This is a genomic window from Rhizobium sp. BK313, assembly GCF_014193655.1.
Lineage (GTDB): Bacteria > Pseudomonadota > Alphaproteobacteria > Rhizobiales > Rhizobiaceae > Rhizobium.
This window is the reverse complement of record NZ_JACHZQ010000007.1, coordinates 101,186-121,983: the sequence shown is the minus strand read 5'-3', so window position 1 is coordinate 121,983 and position 20,798 is coordinate 101,186. Positions and strand designations below refer to the sequence as shown.

22 protein-coding genes, 2 tRNA genes and 1 pseudogene are annotated in these 20,798 nt (G+C 59.2%); 10 read left to right on the top strand and 15 right to left on the bottom strand.

Annotation, left to right across the window (positions count from 1 at the left end; genetic code table 11):
- Positions 1-26 precede the first annotated feature (26 nt).
- From FHT86_RS28965 to FHT86_RS28955, 3 genes are read left to right on the top strand one after another with little or no spacing between them, the layout of a single operon-like run.
- Positions 27-953 carry a DUF6030 family protein gene (locus FHT86_RS28965; protein WP_133710358.1) on the top strand — a complete coding sequence of 309 codons (927 nt, stop codon included), beginning with the start codon at positions 27-29 and terminating at the stop codon, positions 951-953.
- Entirely contained in the window at positions 920-1,144 is a 225-nt protein-coding gene (locus tag FHT86_RS28960) for a hypothetical protein (protein ID WP_133710357.1), read from the top strand. The genes FHT86_RS28965 and FHT86_RS28960 overlap by 34 nt, the downstream gene beginning before the upstream one ends.
- Before the next feature lie 44 nt (positions 1,145-1,188).
- Complete coding sequence (locus FHT86_RS28955) at positions 1,189-2,640, top strand: DHA2 family efflux MFS transporter permease subunit (RefSeq protein WP_133710356.1); 1,452 nt, start codon at positions 1,189-1,191, stop codon at positions 2,638-2,640.
- Between the two features lie 12 nt (positions 2,641-2,652).
- On the opposite strand, the gene FHT86_RS28950 is transcribed toward FHT86_RS28955, so the two are convergent.
- From FHT86_RS28950 to FHT86_RS38690, 13 genes are all read right to left on the bottom strand, one after another.
- Positions 2,653-4,206, bottom strand: coding sequence for a SpoVR family protein (locus FHT86_RS28950; protein WP_133710355.1), 1,554 nt, complete (start codon positions 4,204-4,206; stop codon positions 2,653-2,655).
- The gene (locus tag FHT86_RS28945) at positions 4,206-5,477 is read right to left on the bottom strand and encodes a YeaH/YhbH family protein (protein ID WP_133710354.1); all 1,272 of its coding nucleotides are present in this window, start codon (positions 5,475-5,477) and stop codon (positions 4,206-4,208) included. Before FHT86_RS28945 ends, FHT86_RS28950 begins: the two co-directional genes overlap by 1 nt.
- 18 nt (positions 5,478-5,495) lie before the next feature.
- On the bottom strand, positions 5,496-7,442 hold the full coding sequence (locus FHT86_RS28940; RefSeq protein WP_133710353.1) for a PrkA family serine protein kinase: 1,947 nt from the start codon (positions 7,440-7,442) through the stop codon (positions 5,496-5,498).
- A gap of 465 nt (positions 7,443-7,907) precedes the next feature.
- Positions 7,908-7,983, bottom strand: a tRNA-Phe gene (locus FHT86_RS28935).
- 195 nt (positions 7,984-8,178) lie between these two features.
- Positions 8,179-8,394 carry a DNA gyrase inhibitor YacG gene (gene yacG / locus FHT86_RS28930; RefSeq protein ID WP_133710352.1) on the bottom strand — a complete coding sequence of 72 codons (216 nt, stop codon included), beginning with the start codon at positions 8,392-8,394 and terminating at the stop codon, positions 8,179-8,181.
- Between the two features lie 5 nt (positions 8,395-8,399).
- A complete protein-coding gene (locus tag FHT86_RS28925) occupies positions 8,400-9,020 on the bottom strand; it encodes a Maf-like protein (RefSeq protein ID WP_133710351.1) in 621 nt (206 codons plus the stop codon).
- A gap of 57 nt (positions 9,021-9,077) precedes the next feature.
- A complete protein-coding gene (gene infA / locus FHT86_RS28920) occupies positions 9,078-9,296 on the bottom strand; it encodes a translation initiation factor IF-1 (RefSeq protein ID WP_004117876.1) in 219 nt (72 codons plus the stop codon).
- Between the two features lie 142 nt (positions 9,297-9,438).
- Entirely contained in the window at positions 9,439-9,906 is a 468-nt protein-coding gene (locus FHT86_RS28915) for a low molecular weight phosphatase family protein (RefSeq protein ID WP_133710350.1), read from the bottom strand.
- Positions 9,907-9,911: 5 nt separating this feature from the next.
- Positions 9,912-10,385, bottom strand: coding sequence for a UPF0262 family protein (locus tag FHT86_RS28910; protein ID WP_133710349.1), 474 nt, complete (start codon positions 10,383-10,385; stop codon positions 9,912-9,914).
- 3 nt (positions 10,386-10,388) lie between these two features.
- The gene (hisD, locus tag FHT86_RS28905) at positions 10,389-11,687 is read right to left on the bottom strand and encodes a histidinol dehydrogenase (RefSeq protein ID WP_133710348.1); all 1,299 of its coding nucleotides are present in this window, start codon (positions 11,685-11,687) and stop codon (positions 10,389-10,391) included.
- A 60-nt stretch (positions 11,688-11,747) separates the two neighbouring features.
- Complete coding sequence (locus FHT86_RS28900; protein ID WP_133710347.1) at positions 11,748-12,191, bottom strand: DUF2948 family protein; 444 nt, start codon at positions 12,189-12,191, stop codon at positions 11,748-11,750.
- A gap of 235 nt (positions 12,192-12,426) precedes the next feature.
- On the bottom strand, positions 12,427-13,719 hold the full coding sequence (gene murA, locus FHT86_RS28895; protein WP_133710346.1) for a UDP-N-acetylglucosamine 1-carboxyvinyltransferase: 1,293 nt from the start codon (positions 13,717-13,719) through the stop codon (positions 12,427-12,429).
- A gap of 160 nt (positions 13,720-13,879) precedes the next feature.
- Positions 13,880-14,131, bottom strand: a complete 252-nt coding sequence (locus FHT86_RS38690) for a hypothetical protein (RefSeq protein WP_409527628.1) — start codon at positions 14,129-14,131, stop codon at positions 13,880-13,882.
- 154 nt (positions 14,132-14,285) lie between these two features.
- Between FHT86_RS38690 and FHT86_RS28885 the strand changes: the two genes are divergently transcribed.
- The 4 genes from FHT86_RS28885 (at position 14,286) to FHT86_RS28870 (ending at position 16,642) form a co-directional block, all read left to right on the top strand.
- Positions 14,286-14,360: transfer RNA gene (locus FHT86_RS28885), tRNA-Thr, on the top strand.
- A 340-nt stretch (positions 14,361-14,700) separates the two neighbouring features.
- On the top strand, positions 14,701-15,045 hold the full coding sequence (locus FHT86_RS28880; RefSeq protein WP_133710345.1) for a hypothetical protein: 345 nt from the start codon (positions 14,701-14,703) through the stop codon (positions 15,043-15,045).
- 129 nt (positions 15,046-15,174) lie between these two features.
- Positions 15,175-15,567, top strand: coding sequence for an ImmA/IrrE family metallo-endopeptidase (locus FHT86_RS28875; RefSeq protein WP_208116685.1), 393 nt, complete (start codon positions 15,175-15,177; stop codon positions 15,565-15,567).
- Between the two features lie 19 nt (positions 15,568-15,586).
- Positions 15,587-16,642 carry a beta family protein gene (locus FHT86_RS28870; protein ID WP_166656955.1) on the top strand — a complete coding sequence of 352 codons (1,056 nt, stop codon included), beginning with the start codon at positions 15,587-15,589 and terminating at the stop codon, positions 16,640-16,642.
- Between the two features lies 1 nt (position 16,643).
- On the opposite strand, the gene FHT86_RS38960 is transcribed toward FHT86_RS28870, so the two are convergent.
- Positions 16,644-17,345 carry a sce7726 family protein gene (locus tag FHT86_RS38960; RefSeq protein ID WP_166656954.1) on the bottom strand — a complete coding sequence of 234 codons (702 nt, stop codon included), beginning with the start codon at positions 17,343-17,345 and terminating at the stop codon, positions 16,644-16,646.
- 165 nt (positions 17,346-17,510) lie between these two features.
- Between FHT86_RS38960 and FHT86_RS38955 the strand changes: the two are divergent.
- Positions 17,511-17,624 (top strand): annotated as a pseudogene (locus tag FHT86_RS38955) (D-alanine--D-alanine ligase A); the annotation flags it as partial.
- Positions 17,625-17,667: 43 nt separating this feature from the next.
- On the opposite strand, the gene FHT86_RS28855 reads toward FHT86_RS38955, so the two are convergent.
- On the bottom strand, positions 17,668-18,015 hold the full coding sequence (locus tag FHT86_RS28855) for a hypothetical protein (protein WP_041677988.1): 348 nt from the start codon (positions 18,013-18,015) through the stop codon (positions 17,668-17,670).
- A gap of 272 nt (positions 18,016-18,287) precedes the next feature.
- Here FHT86_RS28855 and FHT86_RS28850 point away from each other — a divergent pair, with 272 nt between their 5' ends.
- Both FHT86_RS28850 and pdxA read left to right on the top strand, forming a co-directional pair.
- On the top strand, positions 18,288-19,394 hold the full coding sequence (locus tag FHT86_RS28850; RefSeq protein WP_133710342.1) for a four-carbon acid sugar kinase family protein: 1,107 nt from the start codon (positions 18,288-18,290) through the stop codon (positions 19,392-19,394).
- Positions 19,391-20,407: a 4-hydroxythreonine-4-phosphate dehydrogenase PdxA gene (pdxA, locus tag FHT86_RS28845; protein WP_133710341.1), complete on the top strand. Its 1,017-nt coding sequence runs from the start codon at positions 19,391-19,393 to the stop codon at positions 20,405-20,407. The genes FHT86_RS28850 and pdxA overlap by 4 nt, the downstream gene beginning before the upstream one ends.
- The last annotated feature ends 391 nt before the right edge of the window (positions 20,408-20,798 follow it).

Here is a 20,798-nt window from a genome sequence, read left to right as displayed (position 1 = left end):
CTCTGGAGTAGCTGTAGATCTGAACCATGTCGGTGGCGCAACCTCGCAAGAAAAGCAGGGCTGTCTTCTGGATTGCGGCGATCGTCATCGGCTCGATCATTTTGGCGACGGCGCTGCTTGCCAATGATATGCGCAATCTCAGGGCGCTGGATGCCCGGTATCATCTCGACCTTTTCAACGGGTCGGCGCAACAGCCCTTAACACCGACCGTGACGGCTGCCGCCCCGCAAATCACCGCCGGCCAAATCGCCAATTCGAAGCCGGGCGAAATCGCCGCTCCGAAGAGTACAACGGCCAATCCGGCAACGACCTCGGCAAAGGCATCCGCGCCAACGCCGGCCACACCAGCCAAAGCCCCAGCGACGGCGAAAGCCGCACGCGCCCGGCTCTCTCATCTATTCGATACGCCCGTCGACGCCTTGCGCGGCGCGTTCGTCAGAAGCTGGCGAATAACAGGGCCGGCGCTGTGCGCCGATCTCACCAAATCCGGTTTGCCAGTCGGCGAATGGAGGCAGAGCGCACTTGGTGCCGGAACTTTCGAATGCAGCTACGAGATCCAGAAGGGCGGCAATGGTGACCCCAATGCGGCGTCGTTCTTCATCATCATCCGCGGCGCGCCAACCGGAGAGCTCGATAATATCCGTATCAAGGTGATCATGCCCGACAATGCCGACGGCCGCGCAATCGGCGAGACATTCATCGACGCCGTTGTCATGCTGCTGACCGAAACCCGTTGGCTGGACTTCCAGACTGCGCTCGACGCGATCGGCAAACTGCAGGACGTGACGCAGAGAGCGTTCGGCGCAAAACTCAGCTTCTTCCGGGAATTCCGGAACGACAGGAGTTTCAACCTTCAGCTGGGGCTGGAGAGAAAAACGCCGGAGGAGATCCGCACGGCCATCGTCTTCGACCAGGCGCGATGGACGTTGCGATCGCCGCCGCTTGCCAAGTAGCAAAACCGCTCGCGAAAATTTTACATCGCGCCTGCGATGAACAGTCACTATTCGCCTGCTTTTTGTTGCACCGCGCCATCGATAGTGGTCAAATGTATGCGACCTCGATGGCCGGTGAATCGCCGGTCAACCACAGCATGATTCCCAAAAGTGCAAAGCGGTTCTTGGATAAGATCATGCGCCAGCATTGACGTGCCGGACCTCCCATTCGGCCGTGGAAAGTAATTGCGTTCCTATGGATTCGACAGATACCGCCCCAGAAGGCCAGACCTTCGCGATCGACCGCGACCCCCGCCTGCGCTACATCATCCCCGCCGTGGTCGCCGTTGCATTCCTGATGGAGCAACTCGATTCGACGATCCTCGTCACGGCTGTTCCAGATATCGCCAGAAGCCTTGCTACCACGCCCGTGCGGATGAACCTCGCGGTCACGACGTATATTCTGACGCTCGCCATGTTCATCCCGGTGAGCGGCTGGTTCGCCGACCGCTTTGGTGCGCGACGTATCTTTGCGCTGTCGCTCTTCATCTTCACCTTTGGCTCGATCCTGTGCGGTCTGGCGACGAGCCTGCCGATGCTGGTCGCCACCCGGGCCCTGCAGGGTTTCGGCGGTGCGATGATGACGCCGGTCGGGCGCCTCATCCTGATCCGTAGCTTCCCCCGCAGCCAATTGGTGACTGCGATGACCTACATGACTTTGCCGGCCGTTATCGGCCCGGTGATCGGACCTGTTCTCGGCGGTTTTCTCACGACCTATCTCTCTTGGCGCTGGATCTTCTGGGTCAACCTGCCCTTCGGCATCATCGGCATGGTGATGGCGCTGCGCTACGTCGAAGATACCGTTCGAGACACCTCGATCAAATTCGACTTTCCGGGCTTCATCATGGTCGGCGTCGGCTGCGTGTTGCTGCAGTACGGCATCGAGAATATCGGCCGGCCAACCATTCCCGTCTGGGCCATCATCGTCGTTCTTGCGGCCGCCGGCCTGCTTCTCGTCGGCTTCATCCGCTATGCGAAGACCGCGGAATCGCCGGCCGTCGATCTGACGCTATTCAAGCTGCGCACCTTCCGTGTCGGTACATTGGCGGGCGGTATCTGTCGCGTCGGCCTGAATGGAGTGCCCTTCCTGTTGCCGCTGATGTTGCAGGTCGGTTTCGGCTTGAGCCCGATCGTTTCGGGCACACTGACCTTCGTCAGCGCCTTGAGCTCTCTCGCCGTACGCCCGGTATCATCAATGGCGCTGCGTCTTTTCGGCTTCGACCGCGTTTTGATCTGGAGCGCCGTTTTCGGCGCCGCCATCGTCGCCGGCTTCGCCCTGATCGGGCCGGAGACGCCACACTGGTTCATCATCGTCTACGTCTTCGTCTTCGGCCTCTCGCGGGCCGCACAGTTCATGACGTCGAACACGCTCTCCTATTCGGACACACCAGCCGCCCAGCTCAGTCGCGCCACGAGCCTCGGCGGTGTGCTGCAGCAGTTGAGTGTCAGCTTCGGTGTCTCCATCGCCGCCATGCTGCTTGGCGTGGTCACACTGGATGGCTCGCCGCTGACGCCGGATAAATTCCACATGGCATTCCTGCTGATGGCGGTGATCCCGCTGCTGGGCTTGCCGGGCTTCCTGAAGCTGCGGCCGGAAGACGGCAGGCAGGTCAGTGGCCACTATCGCCAATCGAAGGAAGCCGCTTAAAATCTCGCGCCGTCACGCCGCAATGGCAGACGGACGCGGATGGACGAGATGGTCGCGGAGCACCGAACCGGAGCGGTCGACCTCTTGCAGCAGGACGTCGTAGCTCCAGAGATCGGCAAGGTGCTGCAGCACGCGTTTGGCGTCGACATCCTCCAAAAGGCCGCCGTTCAGCACCGTATGCTTGAGCATGAGCCGCCGGTCGCCGGCGAGATCGACATCGACGATCTCGATATGCGGATCGATCCAGCCGACATCATATTGCCGCGCTAGCTCGCGGCGGATACGCTTGTAGCCGCGCTCGTCATGGATTGCCGCCACCAGCAGGCCCTCCTCCTCTTCCGGATCGTCGGTAAGGTGGAACATGCGCATCTTCCGCATCAGGTGTGGACTGAGAAACTGCGACACGAAACTCTCGTCGCGGTAATTGGCCCAGAGGTCGCGCAGGACCGCCATAGTGTCGCCACTCCCGGCGATATCCGGAAACCACTGCCGGTCCTCGTCCTTCGGCTTCGTCACGATCCGCTCGATGTCCTGCATCATCGCAAAACCGATCGCGTAGGGATTGAGGCCGGAATAGCGTGGATCATTGAAGGCAGGCTGGAAGACGACATTGGTGTGCGACTTCAGGAATTCGAGGAAATCGCCATCGCCGATGCCGCCAAGCTCGTGCAGCCGCGTCATGATGCGATAGTGCACATAGGTCGCAGTACCTTCGTTCATCACCTTGGTCTGGCTTTGCGGGTAGAAATATTGGGCCACATGCCGGACGATACGCAAAATCTCCCTTTGCCACGGCTTCATCCGAGGCGCCATCTTCTCAAGGAAATAGAGGAGATTTTCCTGTGGCAGGCCGGCGAGCGAACGCCGGCGCTCCAGATCGAGGTCGGGCGCCACCTTGCCCTTTCCGACCGGAACCGTCCGCCAGAGATCGTTGAATATCCGCTCATCATATTCGCGCCGCTCCCGCTCGCGCGTTTCCTCATCGCGCAGGCTGGGCGTCTTCTTGCCGGCATAGCGATGGACACCATGCGACATCAGCGCATGCGCCGCATCCAGCGTCCTCTCGACGGCGGCGTGGCCGTAGCGCTCCTCGCAGCGGGCAATATAGCCCTTGGCGAAGTTGAGATAATCGAGAATACCCTCAGCATCCGTCCAGAGCTTGAACAGGTAATTGTTCTTGAAGAAGTGGTTGTGACCGAAGGCGGCATGGGCAATCACCAGCGCCTGCATCGTCGCCGTATTCTCCTCCATCAGGTAGGAGATGCAGGGCGAACTGTTGATGACGATCTCATAGGCAAGCCCCCGCAGACCTTTGCGGTAGAAAGCTTCATGATGCGCGAAATGCTTGCCGAAGGACCAGTGCTTGTAGAACAGCGGCATGCCGATCGAAGAATAGACGTCCAGCATCTGCTCGGCGGTGATGATCTCGATCTGATTGGGGTAGACGTTGAGACCGAGCTCGTCGACGGCGATCCGTTCGCAGGCATCGTGGATCCGCTGGATGGTAGCGAAATCCCAGTCCGCACCGTCAAAAAGCCGTTCCATCGATGCCTTCGCCTTCGCCATTATCCGCTCCTTGTTTCCGCCGCCCGGCGCTGAAAGAGATCGTGGAAGACCGGATAGATCTGGCTGCGATCGCTGACGCGCCGCATCGACAGCACGGGCCAGCCCACCTGAATGCGCTCATAGAGCGACCAGAGCGCGGAACCAGAAGAGATCGCGACACTCCGCGCCTCGCCCACTTCCAGATAGGCGAAATACTGGCTGACCGGCAGAATGGCATTGGTGAGCAGTGCCGCGGCCGTCGCATTGTCTGAATAGGCATTGTCGCCATCCGACGCCTGCGCCGCGTAGATATTCCAATCCGATGGCGGAAAACGATCATGGACGATCCGCCGCATGGCTTCGAGAGCACTCGACACCTGCGTGCCGCCGGTCGCGGGACTGCGGAAAAACGTCTCTTCATCCACCTCTTCGGCCACGTCCGTATGACGGATGAAGACGATCTCCACGCGACGATACTGCCTCGTCAGGAATATGTAGAGCAGCATGTAGAAGCGCTTGGCAAGATCCTTCATATGCTCCGACATCGAGCCGGAGACATCCATCAGGCAGAACATTACGGCCTGCGCCACCGGCTTCGGCTCGTTCTCGAAACGGCGATAGCGGATGTCGATCGGGTCGATATAGGGAATGCGTCGGACCTTCGATTCCAGAACCTTGATCTCAGCCTCGAGCGCGGCACGGCGCTCCTCGTCCTTGCATTCGGCCGCCTCCGCGACAAGCTCGGCAACGGTCTCGGGCTTCGGACGATGCAGCGCCACACGCCGCATCATCGCCAGCCGCATCGTGCGGTTGATGGCAAGATTGGCCGGCGAGCCCGTCACCGAATAGCCCGATCGTACCGGATTGGGCTGATCGGTCGTCGTCAGCCGCTTCTTGGCAAGATCGGGAAGTTCAAGATCGTCGAGGAAAAGGTCGAGGAATTCATCGCGCGTCAGGATGAAGCGGAAGGCGTCTTCACCGCTGCCCTCGCCGCCGGCCCGCCCCCTGCCGCCGCCGCTCTCCGGCCGCGGAAGAATATCGCCTTCAAGGAAGTCCTTATTGCCGGGAAGGATATGCTCACGCACGCCCTCGGGGCCGCGATGGAACCGAGGTTCCTCGGTTCCATCAATGGGGATGCTGATTTCGCCGCCCTTCAGAATGTCCTGAATGTCGCGATTTTGAGAGGATTCATAGACCGCTCTCTGCACCAGCGCTTTTGCTCTCCGCAAAAACCGTTGACGATTTTCTAGACTTTTGCCGCCTGGATTCAGGCGTCGGTCAACAATGTGCATTCCTTCTTCCTTGGTGGCTCATCCTGCCTGTTTCACACGCATGTACCATTCCACAAGCCGTCGAACCTGACGCTCAGTATAGCCGCGCGCCATCATGCGTTCGACGAATTCGCCATGTTTCTTTTCCGTCTCGCCGTCCTTCTTGGACCCAAACGAGATGACCGGTAGGAGGTCCTCGACCTGCGAGAACATCCGCTTTTCTATGACTTCACGGATTTTCTCGTAACTCGTCCAGGACGGATTCTTACCGCCGTGGCTTGCCCGCGCCCGCAAGCAGAACTTGACGATCTCATTGCGGAAATCCTTCGGATTGGCGATACCCGCCGGCTTCTCGATCTTGGTCAGTTCCTGGTTGAGAAGTTCTCGGTCCAGAAGCTGGCCGGTGTCCGGATCCTTGAAATCGACATCCTCGATCCAGGCATCGGCGTAGTCGACGTAACGGTCAAAGAGATTCTGGCCGTAATCCGAATAGGATTCCAGATAGGCCTTCTGAATCTCATGTCCAATAAATTCCGCGTAACGCGGCCCCAGCTCGCTCTTGATGAACTCGATATAGAGCTTTTCGGTTTCGAGCGGCAGCTGCTCGCGGCGGATCGACTGCTCCAGCATGTACATCAGATGTACCGGATCGGCACCGATCTCCGTCGTATCGTAGTTGAAGGTCGCCGCCAGCACTTTAAAGGCAAAGCGGGTCGAAGCCCCGTCCATGCCTTCATCGACACCGGCCGAATCGCGATATTCCTGCACACTGCGTGCTCTCGGATCGGTCTCCTTCAAGCTTTCGCCGTCATAGACCCGAAGCTTGGAGAAGGCCGTCGAGTTCTCGTGTTTGGCAAGCCGCGTCAGAACCGTGAAGCGGGCGAGCGTCTCCAGCGTCGACGGAGCACAAGGCGCATCGCTGAGTTCGGATTCCTCGATCAGCTTCTCGTAGATCTTCTGCTCTTCGGTGACCCGCAGGCAATAAGGCACCTTGACGACGCAGATGCGGTCGATGAAGGCCTCATTGTTCTTGTTGGACTTGAAAGTCTGCCATTCCGACTCGTTCGAGTGGGCGAGAATAATGCCGGAGAAGGGAATAGCGCCGATATTCTCGGTGCCAATGTAGTTGCCCTCCTGCGTCGCGGTCAGCAGCGGATGCAGCATTTTGATCGGCGCCTTGAACATCTCGACGAATTCGAGAATGCCCTGGTTGGCACGGTTCAGCGCGCCGGAATAGCTGTAGGCGTCGGGATCATTCTGCGCCAGACTTTCGAGCTTGCGGATATCAACCTTGCCGACTAGCGAAGAGATGTCCTGGTTGTTCTCATCACCTGGCTCGGTCTTAGCGACGGCAATTTGTCGCAGCCTGGACGGCTGTATCCTGACCACGCGGAAGCGGGAAATGTCGCCTTCGAACTCCTCCAGTCGCTTCAGGCACCACGGACTCATCAGCCCGGTCAGACGCCGGCGCGGAATGCCATAGCGCTCTTCGATCATTGGGCCCATGGTCACAGGATCAAAGAGGCTGAGAGGGCTTTCGAACACCGGACTGAGCTCATTGCCAGCCTTCAGCACATAGATGGGGTGGACTTCCATCAGCGACTTCAGCCGCTCCGCGAGTGACGATTTGCCACCGCCGACAGGTCCTAGCAGATAGAGGATCTGCTTACGCTCTTCCAGCCCCTGCGCCGCATGGCGGAAGAAGGCGACGATACGCTCGATCGTCTCTTCCATGCCGAAAAAGCCGGAAAAGGCCGGGTAGGTTCGGATCGTCCGATTCATGAAGATGCGTCCGAGGCGAGTATCCTTGGCCGTATCGATCAGCAGCGGTTCACCCATAGCGGCCAGCAGGCGCTCCGACGCATTGGCGTACATGAGCGGGTCATCCCGGCACGCATCCAGGTATTCAGAGAATGACATCTCGACTTCGCGCCGTGCTTCGAAAGAACGGGCGAACGTGTTGAATAGCACATCGTTGTTTAACATGGCGCCTCGATAGCTTGCTATTGCAATAAACGCCGGACTTAACGGGATCACGCCCCGCTAGTATCTAAGGTGCGGTAATAGTCGCTTCGAATCAATAGGTGATCCTTCAATAATTCGTACGCTTGATTGCACCAGCCATCAATATCTTGAAAGGTTCTTTCACCGGAATTAATAATGAATACCTCTAAAGTTGCGAAATCCGCCCAATTTCCACCATTAGACGCGCTTGACAGCCCCCACGAAAGCGCGACCCCAGCCTGCCCTTTCAGGCGACCTAAGTCACGATATTCCGATCGAAACAAAGGGGAAATTCTGGATCGGAAAACCTTAGCGGAATTCGCACCGCGGCGCCGATCCCCTGGCAGATGTTGATGCTCGCCAGAAATTTCCGCGCCGCATTGCCGGGCCGCGCATTTGGCTCGCAGCGGTTCCGCATATCCCGATCATTTTTGAGAGCAGATTAAATGGTGCCCAGGGGCGGAATCGAACCACCGACACGCGGATTTTCAATCCGCTGCTCTACCAACTGAGCTACCTGGGCATCCCTGCTTCACGCGGATCGAGAGGTCTTGGAAGACCCTGGGCGGTTGGTTCGCCCCGGAAGCGAGCGGGGTTATAGCATCTTGTTCGCCCATGTCCAGCCGCAAATGACTCTTTTTTAACAGGAAATGGCTTTTCGGCAATTTGCGAATAAAATGAATGGCTTCGCCTGGCCAAACACCAAGACGGTGGCTCCCTATTCCTCGTCGGGATAGTCTGCCTTGGTCTCGTCGTCGGCAACGGGAATGGCATAGGCGCCGTTCAGCCACCGCGACAGATCGAGCGAACGACAGCGATCCGAACAGAACGGATAATGCTCGCGCACCGAAGGCCGGCCGCATTCTGCACAAGCCCGTGTCTTGCGCAGCGGCTCTATTTTTGCACCCACCTTGATCTTGTCATCGTCCGCCATGACGATCATCCTTCCTGCCATTCCGCGTAGACATCGAATCCTTCGCCCGCGAGAAGCAGCATGGTTTCATAAAGTGGCAATCCAACGACATTCGTATAGGAGCCGATCAGCTTCTGGACGAAGGAGCCTGCGAGACCCTGAATGCCGTAAGCACCGGCCTTGCCGCGCCACTGGCCGGAGGCGAGATACATGTCAATGTCCCTGCCAGACAGCCGCTTGAAGCGAACCTTGGTCTCGACGACCTTCTGGCGGAGTTTGCGGTCAGGCGTAATCAGGCAGATGCCGGTATAGACGACATGGCTGCGGCCAGAGAGCAGATGCAACGCCGAAGACGCCTCGTCGACGAACTCTGCCTTCGGCAGGATCCGTCGGCCGACGGCGACGACAGTGTCGGCGGCAAGAATATAGCTTCCCTGCCAGGCAACATCGCCCTTAACCGCCGCAAACGCCGCCTCGCCCTTTTCCGCCGAAAGCCGGCGCGCCAGCGAGCGCGGATGTTCCGACTTCTTCGGGCCCTCGTCGATATCCATGGGCATCAGACGCGCCGGTTCAATTCCTGCCTGATGCAGGAGGTCGACGCGGCGCGGCGATCCGGAGGCCAGTATCAGCTTGTGTTTCAGCGCCATAAAACCTCGACCGTGACAGGCGGCAGACGGAGGGCCGGCTCGGATGCGAGCTGCGGACTACTTGAAACGATAGGTGATGCGGCCCTTGGTCAGGTCGTAGGGTGTCATTTCCACGAGCACCTTGTCGCCGGCGAGAACGCGGATACGGTTCTTGCGCATGCGGCCGGCGGTGTGAGCGATGATCTCGTGCTCATTTTCCAGCTTCACGCGGAAGGTCGCATTCGGCAGCAATTCGGTGACGACACCGGGAAATTCAAGGACTTCTTCTTTCGGCATTAAAGCTTCTTTTCCTGTGGGGTTGATGCCGGCGCCCATGACAAAAAGTAAGGTCGCCGTAAATTTGCGCGGAAACTACACAATCGTCGCGGTTTTGTGAACCTCGTTGATCAGGCTTTCTGCATTTGTTTCACGCGGCACTCTAAAGAGAGCCGCGATGCTCCACCAGCCGGCTCTCGATCAGGCCAAGAAGATGGTCTCGCACCTCACGATAGGCGTTGAGGATCTGCTCGCGCGTGCCGCCTGCAACCGAGGGATCGATGGTCGGCCAATAAATGACGTCGATGGCATTCGCGCGTGTCAGTTCGAGAGCCGCATGATGCGCCTCGGGAGAGAGCGTGATGATGACGTCGAAGAAATCATCCTCCAGCTCCTCCAGGGTCTGTGGCTGCCTGCGGCCGAGCGAGAGGCCGATTTCATTGAGGACGACATCGACAAAGGGGTTGCGTTCGCCAGCGCGGACGCCCGCCGAGGCGACATAGGTGCCCTGCGGCAGCATTCCGCGCGCGATCGCCTCCGCCATTGGCGAGCGGATGGCGTTGAGCCCGCACATGAAGAGAATGGCGCCCGGCGCCTTTCCGCTATGTTCGATAGCCTTCGGCTGTTCCATTGCCGTCACCCGCGCCAGTAGAGCACGCAGACGAGTGTGAAAAGCCGCCGGGCCGTGTCGAAATCCACGATGATCTTGCCCTTCAGCCGGTCCATCAGTGTCCGCGAGCCTTCATTGTGGATGCCGCGGCGACCCATGTCGATCGCCTCGATGCGGCTGGGGGTGGCCGAGCGGATCGCCTCATAATAGCTTTCGCAGATCATGAAGTAGTCCTTCACGATCCGGCGAAACGGCGTCAGCGACAGGATATGGGTGGCGACGACAGCCCCCTCTTCGGTTCGGATATCGAAGACCAGCTTCTGATCCACCAGCGAGAGGTTCAACTGGTAAGGACCACCGTCATGGCCGACGGGCTCGAAACTGTTTTCCTCGATCAGATCGAAAATGGCGACGGCGCGCTCATGCTCGACGTCGGGCGTCGAACGGCCGATCGTGTCGTCCAGGACCACGTCGCTCAGCCGGAAGACGCTATCAGCCATGCCCTACCCCTCGAGATTGAGGCGGATCGCAACGGATCGCGCATGGGCATCGAGCCCCTCGGAATTCGCGAGCGCGATCGCTGCCGGCCCAAGCGCCCGCAGTTGCTCGGGGCCCAGCCTCAGGATCGACGTGCGCTTGACGAAATCGAGCACGGACAGGCCGGACGAAAAGCGCGCGGAGCGAGCCGTCGGCAGCACGTGATTGGAACCGCCGACATAATCGCCGATCACTTCCGGGGTATGACGGCCGACGAAGATGGCGCCGGCATTGCGAATGCCGGCAAGCAGCGCATCGGGATCGTCGACGGCAAGTTCGAGATGCTCGGCGGCAATGCGGTTGGCGAGCGGAACAGCTTTCCTCAGGTCGGACACCAAGATGATGGCGCCAAAATCCCGCCAGCTCGCGGCGGCCGTCTGCGACCGGCTAAGCCGCTTGAGTTGCCGCTCGACGGCGCCTTCGACAGCCTTGCCAAGCGCCGGATCATCGGTGATCAGGATCGACTGCGCGCCCTCGTCATGCTCCGCCTGTGCCAGGAGGTCAGCGGCCAGCCAGTCCGGATCGTTGTGCTTGTCGGCGATGACGAGCACTTCCGACGGGCCGGCGATCATGTCGATGCCGACCGTGCCGAAAACATGACGTTTGGCGGCAGCGACATAAGCATTGCCGGGGCCGGTGATCTTGGCGACCGGGGCAATCGTCTCGGTGCCATAGGCCAGCGCCGCAATCGCCTGCGCGCCGCCGACGCGGTAAATCTCCTCGACACCGGCCATGCGGGCAGCGGCGAGCACTGCCGGATTGACCGCACCGCCCATGGTCGGCACGGTGATGACGACACGCTCGACGCCGGCGACCTTGGCCGGCACGGCATTCATCAGCACCGAACTCGGATAGCTCGCCGTGCCGCCAGGCACATAGAGGCCGACGGCCTCGATCGCTGTCCAGCGCGAGCCGAGGCCGACGCCGAGCTCATCCTCATAGATGTCGTCCTTCGGCAACTGCCGGCGATGATGCGATTCGATGCGGGTGGCGGCGACTTTGAGCGCCCCCAATACTTCGGCGGGCACCGCGGCAACAGCCGCATCGATCTCCGCTTCGGTGACGCGCATCGGCGTCTTGGCGAAATCGATGCCCTCGAATTTCTTGGAATAATCGGCGAGAGCCGCGTCGCCCCGCGCCCGCACGTCATCGATGATGGCCCGCACGACGGCGTTCACATCTTCGGACACTTCCCGCTTGGTCGTCAGGAAAGCAGCGAACTGCTGCTCGAACCCTTCAGACGCCTGATCCAGCCAGATAGCCAACGCTGATAATCCTTTTACATCGAGGCCGCCGCACGCGACCGAAACTCGTTTCTCGCCCGGCTAATAGGCTTCATCCGGATGACTGGGCTTATTAGCCGTTTCCCATGCGCCGCCGATATCTGCAAGCTGAACTTCGATACATTCGACATCGAGCGCGATCGTCGCGTTGCCGGCGAGCGTCAGCTCGATCGTGCCATCCGGCCCCTCCCCCTTCGGATCGAAGCGGATGGCGAGCAGCGACAGCACCTCGTCGCGCCGGCGCCGATCGACGCCGTTGGAACGCACCGCCAGCACCCGCTTGAACACCAGCGCCGAGCGATGGCGCTCGAACGGCTTGTCCTTCTGATCGGACAGTTCCCAGACGAAACGGTTGGCGGCAAGCGAAAACTGCCCGAGCTTCGGCGCATAGGACATGTCGCCAACCTTGAAGACACTGTCCTGCATATGCGCGGAGATCACGCCCAAGTCTTCGTTGTCGAGTGCCATTAGCTTAAGATTGGTCATTCGCCTGATATCCCCGATCGCCACGGAAATGCCGATAGCGGCATTTCCCCGTGATGGAAATAGGATGCGGGCGCGGAAGACGCAACCGGAGAAAATAGGCTTCTCCAGTCTCTTCCCATGAACCGCTGGATATTACTGCGCCGCGCGTCCGATAGGACGCGCAAAGGACGCAGTAACACTTTCAAATGGCGCATAATCCTTCCCTTAAATCCACTCCGATTTAAGGGGTTATGCGCTAGTCGCTGATGCGTTCAACCATTGCGCCGCAGCGCGTCAGCTTGTCTTCGAGCCGCTCAAAGCCGCGGTCGAGATGATAGATCCGCGACACCATCGTTTCGCCCTCGGCAGCGAGGCCGGCGATGACAAGCGACACGGACGCGCGAAGGTCCGTCGCCATGACCGGCGCGCCCTTCAGCCGCTCGACGCCTTCGATCTTGGCAGTCTGGCCGGAAAGCGAAATCTTCGCGCCGAGACGGGCGAGTTCCTGGACATGCATGAAGCGGTTTTCGAAGATCGTCTCGGTGATGTGCGAGGTGCCGGACGAGCGCGTCATCAGCGCCATGAACTGCGCCTGCAGGTCGGTCGGGAAGCCCGGGAAGGGATCGGTGACGATATCGACCGGCTTGATGCCGCCGCCGTTGCGCTGAACGCGGATGCCATTGTTGGTCGCCGACACCTCGGCGCCGGCGCGACGCAGGCTTTCGAGCGCCGTATCGAGCAGTGCCATGTCGGTGTTTTCCAGGCGGACATCGCCGCCCGCCATGGCGACGGCCATGGCATAGGTGCCGGTCTCGATGCGATCCGGCAGGACACGATGACGCGCGCCGGAGAGCGAGGTGACGCCTTCGATGGTGATCGTGCTGGTACCTTGGCCGGAGATCTTGGCGCCCATGGCGATCAGGCAATTGGCGAGATCGACGATTTCGGGCTCGCGCGCCGCATTGCCGATGACCGTCGTGCCGCGGGCAAGAGTCGCCGCCATCATCATCACATGCGTCGCGCCGACCGAAACCTTCGGGAAGACATAGCGGGTGCCGATCAGGCCGCCCTTCGGCGCGGTGGCGTTGATATAGCCGCCATCGATTTCCATGGTGGCGCCAAGCGCCGTCAGGCCTTCGATGAAGAGATCGACCGGACGCGTACCGATGGCGCAGCCGCCCGGCAGCGACACGCGCGCCTGGCCTTCGCGGGCAAGCAGCGGCCCAATGACCCAGAAGCTGGCGCGCATCTTTGCGACCAGCTCATAGGGCGCGGTCGTATCGGCGATGGTGCGGCAGGTGAAATGGATGGTGCGGGAATAGCCGTCTTCCTGGCGCTCGCGGCGGCCATTGACGGCGACATCGACGCCGTGATTGCCGAGAATGCGCATCAGAAGCTCGACGTCGGCCAGATGCGGCACGTTTTCGAGCGTCAGCGTATCGCTGGTCAAAAGCGAGGCGATCATCAGAGGCAGAGCCGCATTCTTGGCGCCGGAGATCGGAATGATACCGTTAAGCTCGTTGCCGCCGACAATCCTGATACGATCCATATATGACTACGGGCGGGGCCCGCCTTTCCTGAAGTTCCGTGCGCCTGGGAGAAGGCGCTGTTTAGACGAAATAGATTAACGCATCAATTCGTTTGATGGCTGTTTGATGATGGGCGACATCAATCATTACGATTCGTCCATTTTTGCGGCGGCAGTTTTTTCAGGTGTTGGATTTTTCAGGTGTTGGATTTGCAGCGGGAAGACCATCCGTCTCGTCCGCCTGGCCCGCGCGGCGCGCCCTAACCTGCTGTTTGCGGCGGGCAAGATTTTCGCGCAGCTTCTCAGCCGCCCGCTCACGCCGCCGGTCCGCCTCCGTGATCAGCTTCGCAGCCGCGCCCTCCCCCGCCTCGCTGGCTATCAAACCGCCTTGCGAGATCAGCTCATCACCACTTTTCGTCTTATCCGCACCCATGTCCTTCCCATAGCCGAAATCCCCGGCCTTCAAAAGACCGACACAATTTTTCCCGCGATCTTTCACCGAACTTGAAATTTGCGGCTTGCACTTACCTCCGACCTATGGCAATAGCCGCCTCGCCCAACACGGCGCACCCGCTGCGCCACGGTTTGCTGCTATAGCTCAGGGGTAGAGCACTCCCTTGGTAAGGGAGAGGCCGAGAGTTCAAATCTCTCTAGCAGCACCAGTTTTCCTTGTTTTATTTCCAAATAGTTAGCTGTTATCAGAGTTTTGAAAGCCCCTGGGTGGTACACAGAGGTGGCCATTGGTTCTTCAAACGCCCCGCCCTTTCCCCTCAAATTTTTGGCAAAACTATGCAGCCCCGCGACGGCTATCTATGGTTGATTCCGCATTGCCATTTTCAAGATTGCAGAACATAATGCGAACAAGCGGAGTGGAACGAATTGAGTCGTCAGGAACCTTCTTACCTACCTATCTTTGGGTTAGGACTTCTGTCGGGCGTTATTACTGCCGTTATCGCGTTATTCACGGTCCACCTAACTCCGGAAGATACGAACGGTTTGTCCATGAGCTACAGTGACTTGGTCGCCATCTTGCTGACTGCTACGTCAACTATCATCACCATACTTGGCGTATTTGTCGCGGTGTTGGCGATATGGGGTTATTCGCAATTCGAAAAAATGACGAGGGAAGCTTCAAGCAGACACCTTGAACTACTGCTTCAATCAGGGAAGTTCCGTGAGGAAGTTGATCAGACGATTATCCGGCACGTGAGCGCCGAGCTAGCCAAAGAAACCAGTCCATTCCGCGACCTTCTTCGTCAGCAAATTGAGACTATGATCTACACGGATGCGGCCAAGCGCCAAGCCGGGGCCGACAAAGCAGACATGGAAGCGCCGTTCAACGAATAAATGGAATCGAGGTTTACTGTGACAAGCCGCGAATGGGACACCCTCGCTAGTGAGATTAGAGTTACCCTCGGTCCCCTAATGCAACAGCCTCCGATTAAACTCTCGGAGGTCGCTAACACCGTGGGAGGCGTGCGGATTGTAGCCGCTCCACTTCCAAAAGGTATCTCCGGAGAAATTCGCCCAGACCCTGAAAGCCCCGGCAACTTCCTAATCAAGGTCAACAAGCACGACTCAGCTCGTCGACAGCGCTTCACCGTTGCGCATGAGCTTGCTCACTATCTGCTTCATCAGGATCAGATAGGTGGGGGCATCGAGGACGATGTTCTATATCGATCCAAGTTGTCTGACGCGCGTGAAGCACAGGCCAACAGGCTAGCGGCAGACCTGTTAATGCCAGACAAGCTAGTGAACGAATGGATCGACAAAGCTAGAGCACTTCAGGTCGAAGATATTGTTGGATTTCTCGCGGATAAGTTTAATGTGTCAGAAGCAGCAATGAAGATTCGTCTCGGCATAAAATAAGGTCGCTTCGATGGGGTTCATGGACTACCGCTACATTCCTATATTGGGAGTCCGCCCGGCCGAGATGAAAGGGCTTGAAGAATTGGCCCCGAACGCGAAGGACGCAATGCTTCCTTATATCGTCCTTCAACCTTGGCTGTCGGCTAATGAGCTTGCGAGTGCAGTTGCACGTGTTAACGCTGCTGTGGGTGTCCGAACGATTATCGCGGATATGTCTGAACCTATGCCGATTGGCGGAAAGCGCCGCCCAGTCCATGACGCCTTCGATCTACTGCGGAACTCCGCTGATGGCTACCAGCATTATGTGGAGTTCATTGCAGAGAACGAGAACTTCATCCCGGCGGTCCAACTCAGTGACCTTACTCAAATTGATCGCCAGATCGCGCGATTGGCTGAGCTTGACCGCGATGTCGCAGTGCGCCTTCACGAGCCAATGCTGCAATATGCCGGCAATATCGCAGCGCGATTCGAGGGAGTTATCCCCTCTGACCGAATTCACTTCATCCTCGATTTCGAAAAGCAGAACCGCGACATTCTGGTCAAGGCCGCAATATCGCTTCGGACAATTCGGAACATCAGAAACGCCCTTCCTGATTGTTCAGTCTCAGTAAGTGCCTCAACCTTCCCTGAGAGTTTCGTGGGGCTGGGCCATCAGGACATCTTTGAGCGCCGCTTTCATGCTGTCGTAAGTGAAGCTCTTCACGCCGAGAACATTATCTATTGCGACCGAGGAAGCGCGCGTGCCGAGGCCCTAGGTGGAGGGGGCGGTTCACCTGCACCCAGAATAGACCTTGCAAATATTTCGAGATGGCATTTCTTCAGGGTCGATGATGCGGCAGACAAAATCGAAGGCTTCCGCCGTGCGGCTAATAACGCAATGGAGGCGGACTGCTGGGATGACCTGGGGATATGGGGAACAGAATATATAAAGCGCACAGGTGATGACGACGAAACGGACATCATCGACACTGCCACGAAATGCACCGCTGCGAGGATAAATATTCATCTGCATACGCAGGCTACAGACGGAGGCGGAGACGAAGGCGGGAGCGAGGAAGTCGGCTGGACTGATTAACCTAGCTGAATACCGCCTGCGCTTGCTGTTCCCACTGCCTCCAGAAGCTCTCGCGCGCATTGTGGCTGTGTCTCAACCCAGCTCGGCTTAAGGCAAACCGACTTAAATGGGTCAGGTGATCTGGAGCGATACGCTTCCCATTGATCTCCCGTAAGAATCTCTCTGTCGTAGTTCTGTAGGTGGCCTCAAAAGCTCCGACTACCAACGACCTGACATCAATCGATGTGTCTGCGAACACACGTTCCTCAAGTTGCGGTCGTGAGTACCTGCCCCCTTCTTTCAGATTGAGGCATGAGTGAAGCTGCTTGACACTGAGCGACCTTACGCATTCGCGTCTGTCAGTATCCCGATTGATCGCGGCATCACGGAAAAGACCAAGCTCACTATTCCGCCAGACATAGATTCCGACGCCGCTTGGGCAAAGCGTTTCGGCCCTTGCTAGGTGAGCCTCGTCACAAAGCAGGATAACGCTATCGAAGAACTTGCGGTACGCTCTCATTTGATCCGGCAACCGGGCAAGTGAATCCCGCGCACTCTTCACCTCTATGCCGATGAAGCTACCGTTCCATATCGCTAGATCACTGCGGCATCCGGTCTGTCCGAGAACGAACTCTGAAGCAACAACTGAGGACGCCCTTAATGTGCGCTCCCTACGAAACTTGGCCAGCAGACGGCACTTGAGACCTTCTTCATTCAATTTCATTGCAGCTTCGACCCCGTGAGAGCGGCAGTTTAGCCAAAAGGCGTTTAACGGTCTCTGAATGCCGATGAGTGCTATCGGACGCCGATGTCGCTTGCAACCCCGTTCCGTTATCCATTGGCGCAAGAGCATCGATGCTCGCTGGCGAGAAGAGCTTGCTCCGAAGCCATGCCGGGCTTCACCAATATCAGCATGTATCCCAAGGCCATGGGCGCATCAGGCATTTCCTATCCGGAACTCGTCGACCGACTGATCGAGCATGGGCTTGCGAGAGCACAGCAAAGCCTAGCTTACAAGGGCGGCAGAAGTTTCGCGCTACCCCCAATCAAACCTTCTCCGTCTTCTTAACCTTCACCTTCGGCTCCACCGGTGCATCCGGCGTCGGGGCCAGCAACTTGCGCAATGACGCAATCTTATCCTTCACCAGCGGGCGGAAGCGGCTGGCGCGGTAGGGCATGTCTGCGGCGCCGTAGCCTTCGGGCCCGTCGTCGTTGCCGCGGTGGATTTCTTCGAGTTTCACGCCGATGAAGGTGCCATCGACATAATGCGTGTATTCGCCGACCCAGCGGATCGTGTAGATCGTGCCCTTGCGGATCAATTGGTCGATGCTGACATGCTTGAACTTGTCATCGATGCAGACGACCTTCTGGCCCACATGGAAATCGTAGCTCACTCTGTTCTCCCTGTAGCGATGAAACCCCCATCGCCCTATCGCTGTCATGCGAGCATAGTCGCATAGGCACCGGCTGGTAAATGCAATGAGCGCCATGGCGGTTTATTTATGGCCGTGGCGGGATAGGAGAGGCGAAACCCGAAGCCGGAGCAATTCCATTGACAAGCCCCGGCGAACGCTCAAGAGTGCATCCCAACGAAGCGCCTCCGCGAGGCCTCGTTCTCATGTCCCCACCCCCCGCCCGGCAAGCCCGCCGAAGGCTCTCACCGATCATGCCCATCCTCCGCCTCCTCGCTGACGATCTCACCGGCGCGCTCGATACATCCGTCGAATTCGTCGGGCTGTGCGGGCCGATCGAGATCGGGTTGGGGGATGGTTTGGTAGCGGATGGTAAGGCATGCCTTGCCATCGATAGCGGCACGCGCGAGCGCTCGGCGGCCGAAGCTATCGCCATTGTCGAACGGTTTGCGCCGCTGCTGAAGGGGGCGGATATCGCCTTCAAGAAGGTGGACAGCCTGTTTCGCGGGCCTTGGGCGGCGGAGCTGGCTGCCTGTTTCCGGCTGGGGTATTGGCGGCATTGCATCGTCGCGCCGGCCTTTCCGCATCATGGGCGGCGGACGCGCAATGGGCGGCAAATTATGCGGACGGCGGATGGGTCATGGCGGGACGTCAGCGGCGATCTGGCCGAGACGCTGAAAGTTGAGGGATTGCCGGCGTCGCTTGCGGCTGTCGGAGATGGTCTGGCGGACGGCGTCAGCATCTTCGAAGCAGAGACGGATGCCGATCTCGATGGAATTGTAGCGCTTGCCCGGCAGGCGCGCGGACCGGTTCTCTGGTGCGGCACCGGCGGGCTGGCGCGGGCCTTGGCGCGTGGCCGCGAGGTTGGCGCCTCGCGCATATTGGAGAGGCCGGTGCTCGGGCTGTTCGGCTCCGACCAGCCGGTCACGCGGGCGCAGCTTGAAGCCTGCGGGTCATCCTGGGTGGAGATCCGCGAAGACGGCGATGTGGATGCGGTAAAGCACGGGCTCAATCAGACCGGTGTCGCCCTCGTCAGCGTCGATCTTCCTGCGGGGCTCGATCGCGGCGATGCGGCGGCGCGGATCGGGAAAACGCTGGGCAGCGTCGCAAAAGCTTTGCCAGCGCCGGGCACAGTGATCGTCGCCGGCGGCGAGACTTTGCGCGGCCTGTGTTCATCGCTTGGCGCGGAGGCGCTCAGGGTCACCGGCCAGGTGGCGCCGGGCCTACCGCGCTCGGTCATATCAGGCGGGCATTGGGATAAGGTGCAGGTCATCTCCAAATCCGGCGCCTTCGGCGGCCCGGATTTATGGCGCGATCTGCTGGTCGAAAACGGATTGATGGTCGAAGGAAGCAAGGCATGAAGCGGCATCTGGCAATCACCATGGGCGATCCCGCCGGCATTGGCCCGGAGATCATCGTCAAGGCGGCGGCGCGGCTGAAGGACAGGCTTGGGGCCTGCGATCTGCGCCTTGCCATCCTCGGCAGCGGCCCCTCGCTCCGGCTCGCGGAGCAACAGCTCGGCCTCGATACCGCAATTCCGGAGACCCAGATGGACGGCGACTGGCCAAACCTCTGTTTCATCCAGGCCGACGCTGAGGGCGAGCCGATCCTGCCGGGCGTGCTCTCCGCCGATGGCGGCCGCATGGCCTTCAAGGCGATCGAAAAGGGCGTGCAGCTCGCTCTATCCGGAAAGATCGGCGGCATCGTCACTGCGCCGTTGAATAAAGAGGCGCTGAACAAGGCCGGCTTCCACTATGCCGGCCATACCGAGCTGCTGGCCGAACTCACCGGCGCGCGCGGCTCCGTCATGATGCTCGCCCATGGCAATATGCGCGTCAGCCACGTCACCACCCATGTCGCGCTAGAGGATGTTCCCAAACGGCTGACGCCGGAGCGGCTGCGCCTCGTCATCGACTTGACCGACAAGGCGCTCAAGCACCTCGGCATCGCCAGGCCGAAAATCGCGATCGCGGCGCTCAATCCGCATGCCGGCGAAGGCGGCCTGTTCGGTCGGCAGGATATCGATATTTCCGCGCCGACGATCGCCAAGGCGGTCGAAGACGGGTTCGATATCGTCGGCCCGGTCCCCGGCGACACCGTCTTCGTCAAGCTGCGCGCCGGCCAATACGACGCCGTCGTCGCCATGTATCACGATCAGGGGCATATCCCGGTCAAGCTGCTGGGCTTCGAGATCGATCCCGCCACCGGCAAATGGATGGACCTCTCCGGCGTCAACATCACCCTCGGCCTCCCGATCGTCCGCACCTCCGTCGATCACGGCACGGCCTTCGATATCGCCGGCAAAGGGATTGCCAATGAGCGGAGTTTGATCGAGGCGATCGAGTTTGCGGAGCGGTTGGCGACGGGAGGTTGAGGCGGGTTTCGTTGCTGGCAAGCAGCCTCTCCGTATGCCGCGCCTCTGATACCCCCTCTATCGCTTTCGCGACATCTCCCCCACAATGGGGGAGAGCGTTGGGTGTTCTCCACGCACAGCAGTAGGACCTGCAGTTTCATTGGATTCGATATTTGCTTAAGGCGAGCGAGCGCCACAGGTTATCAATCTCCCCTTGTGGGGGAGATGTCACGACAGTGACAGAGGGGGTGACGCACTCTCCGCAAATTCCACGCCCGACATCTGCAGCACCTCCCTTACTTGTTCACATAAAAACTAGCCTGCATCCTCCACAACAAATGAATCCCCTTACGTCATTGACAACAGCGGCAACCCGCCCCAATATTTAATTCGTTATGAACTAGAGGAAGTT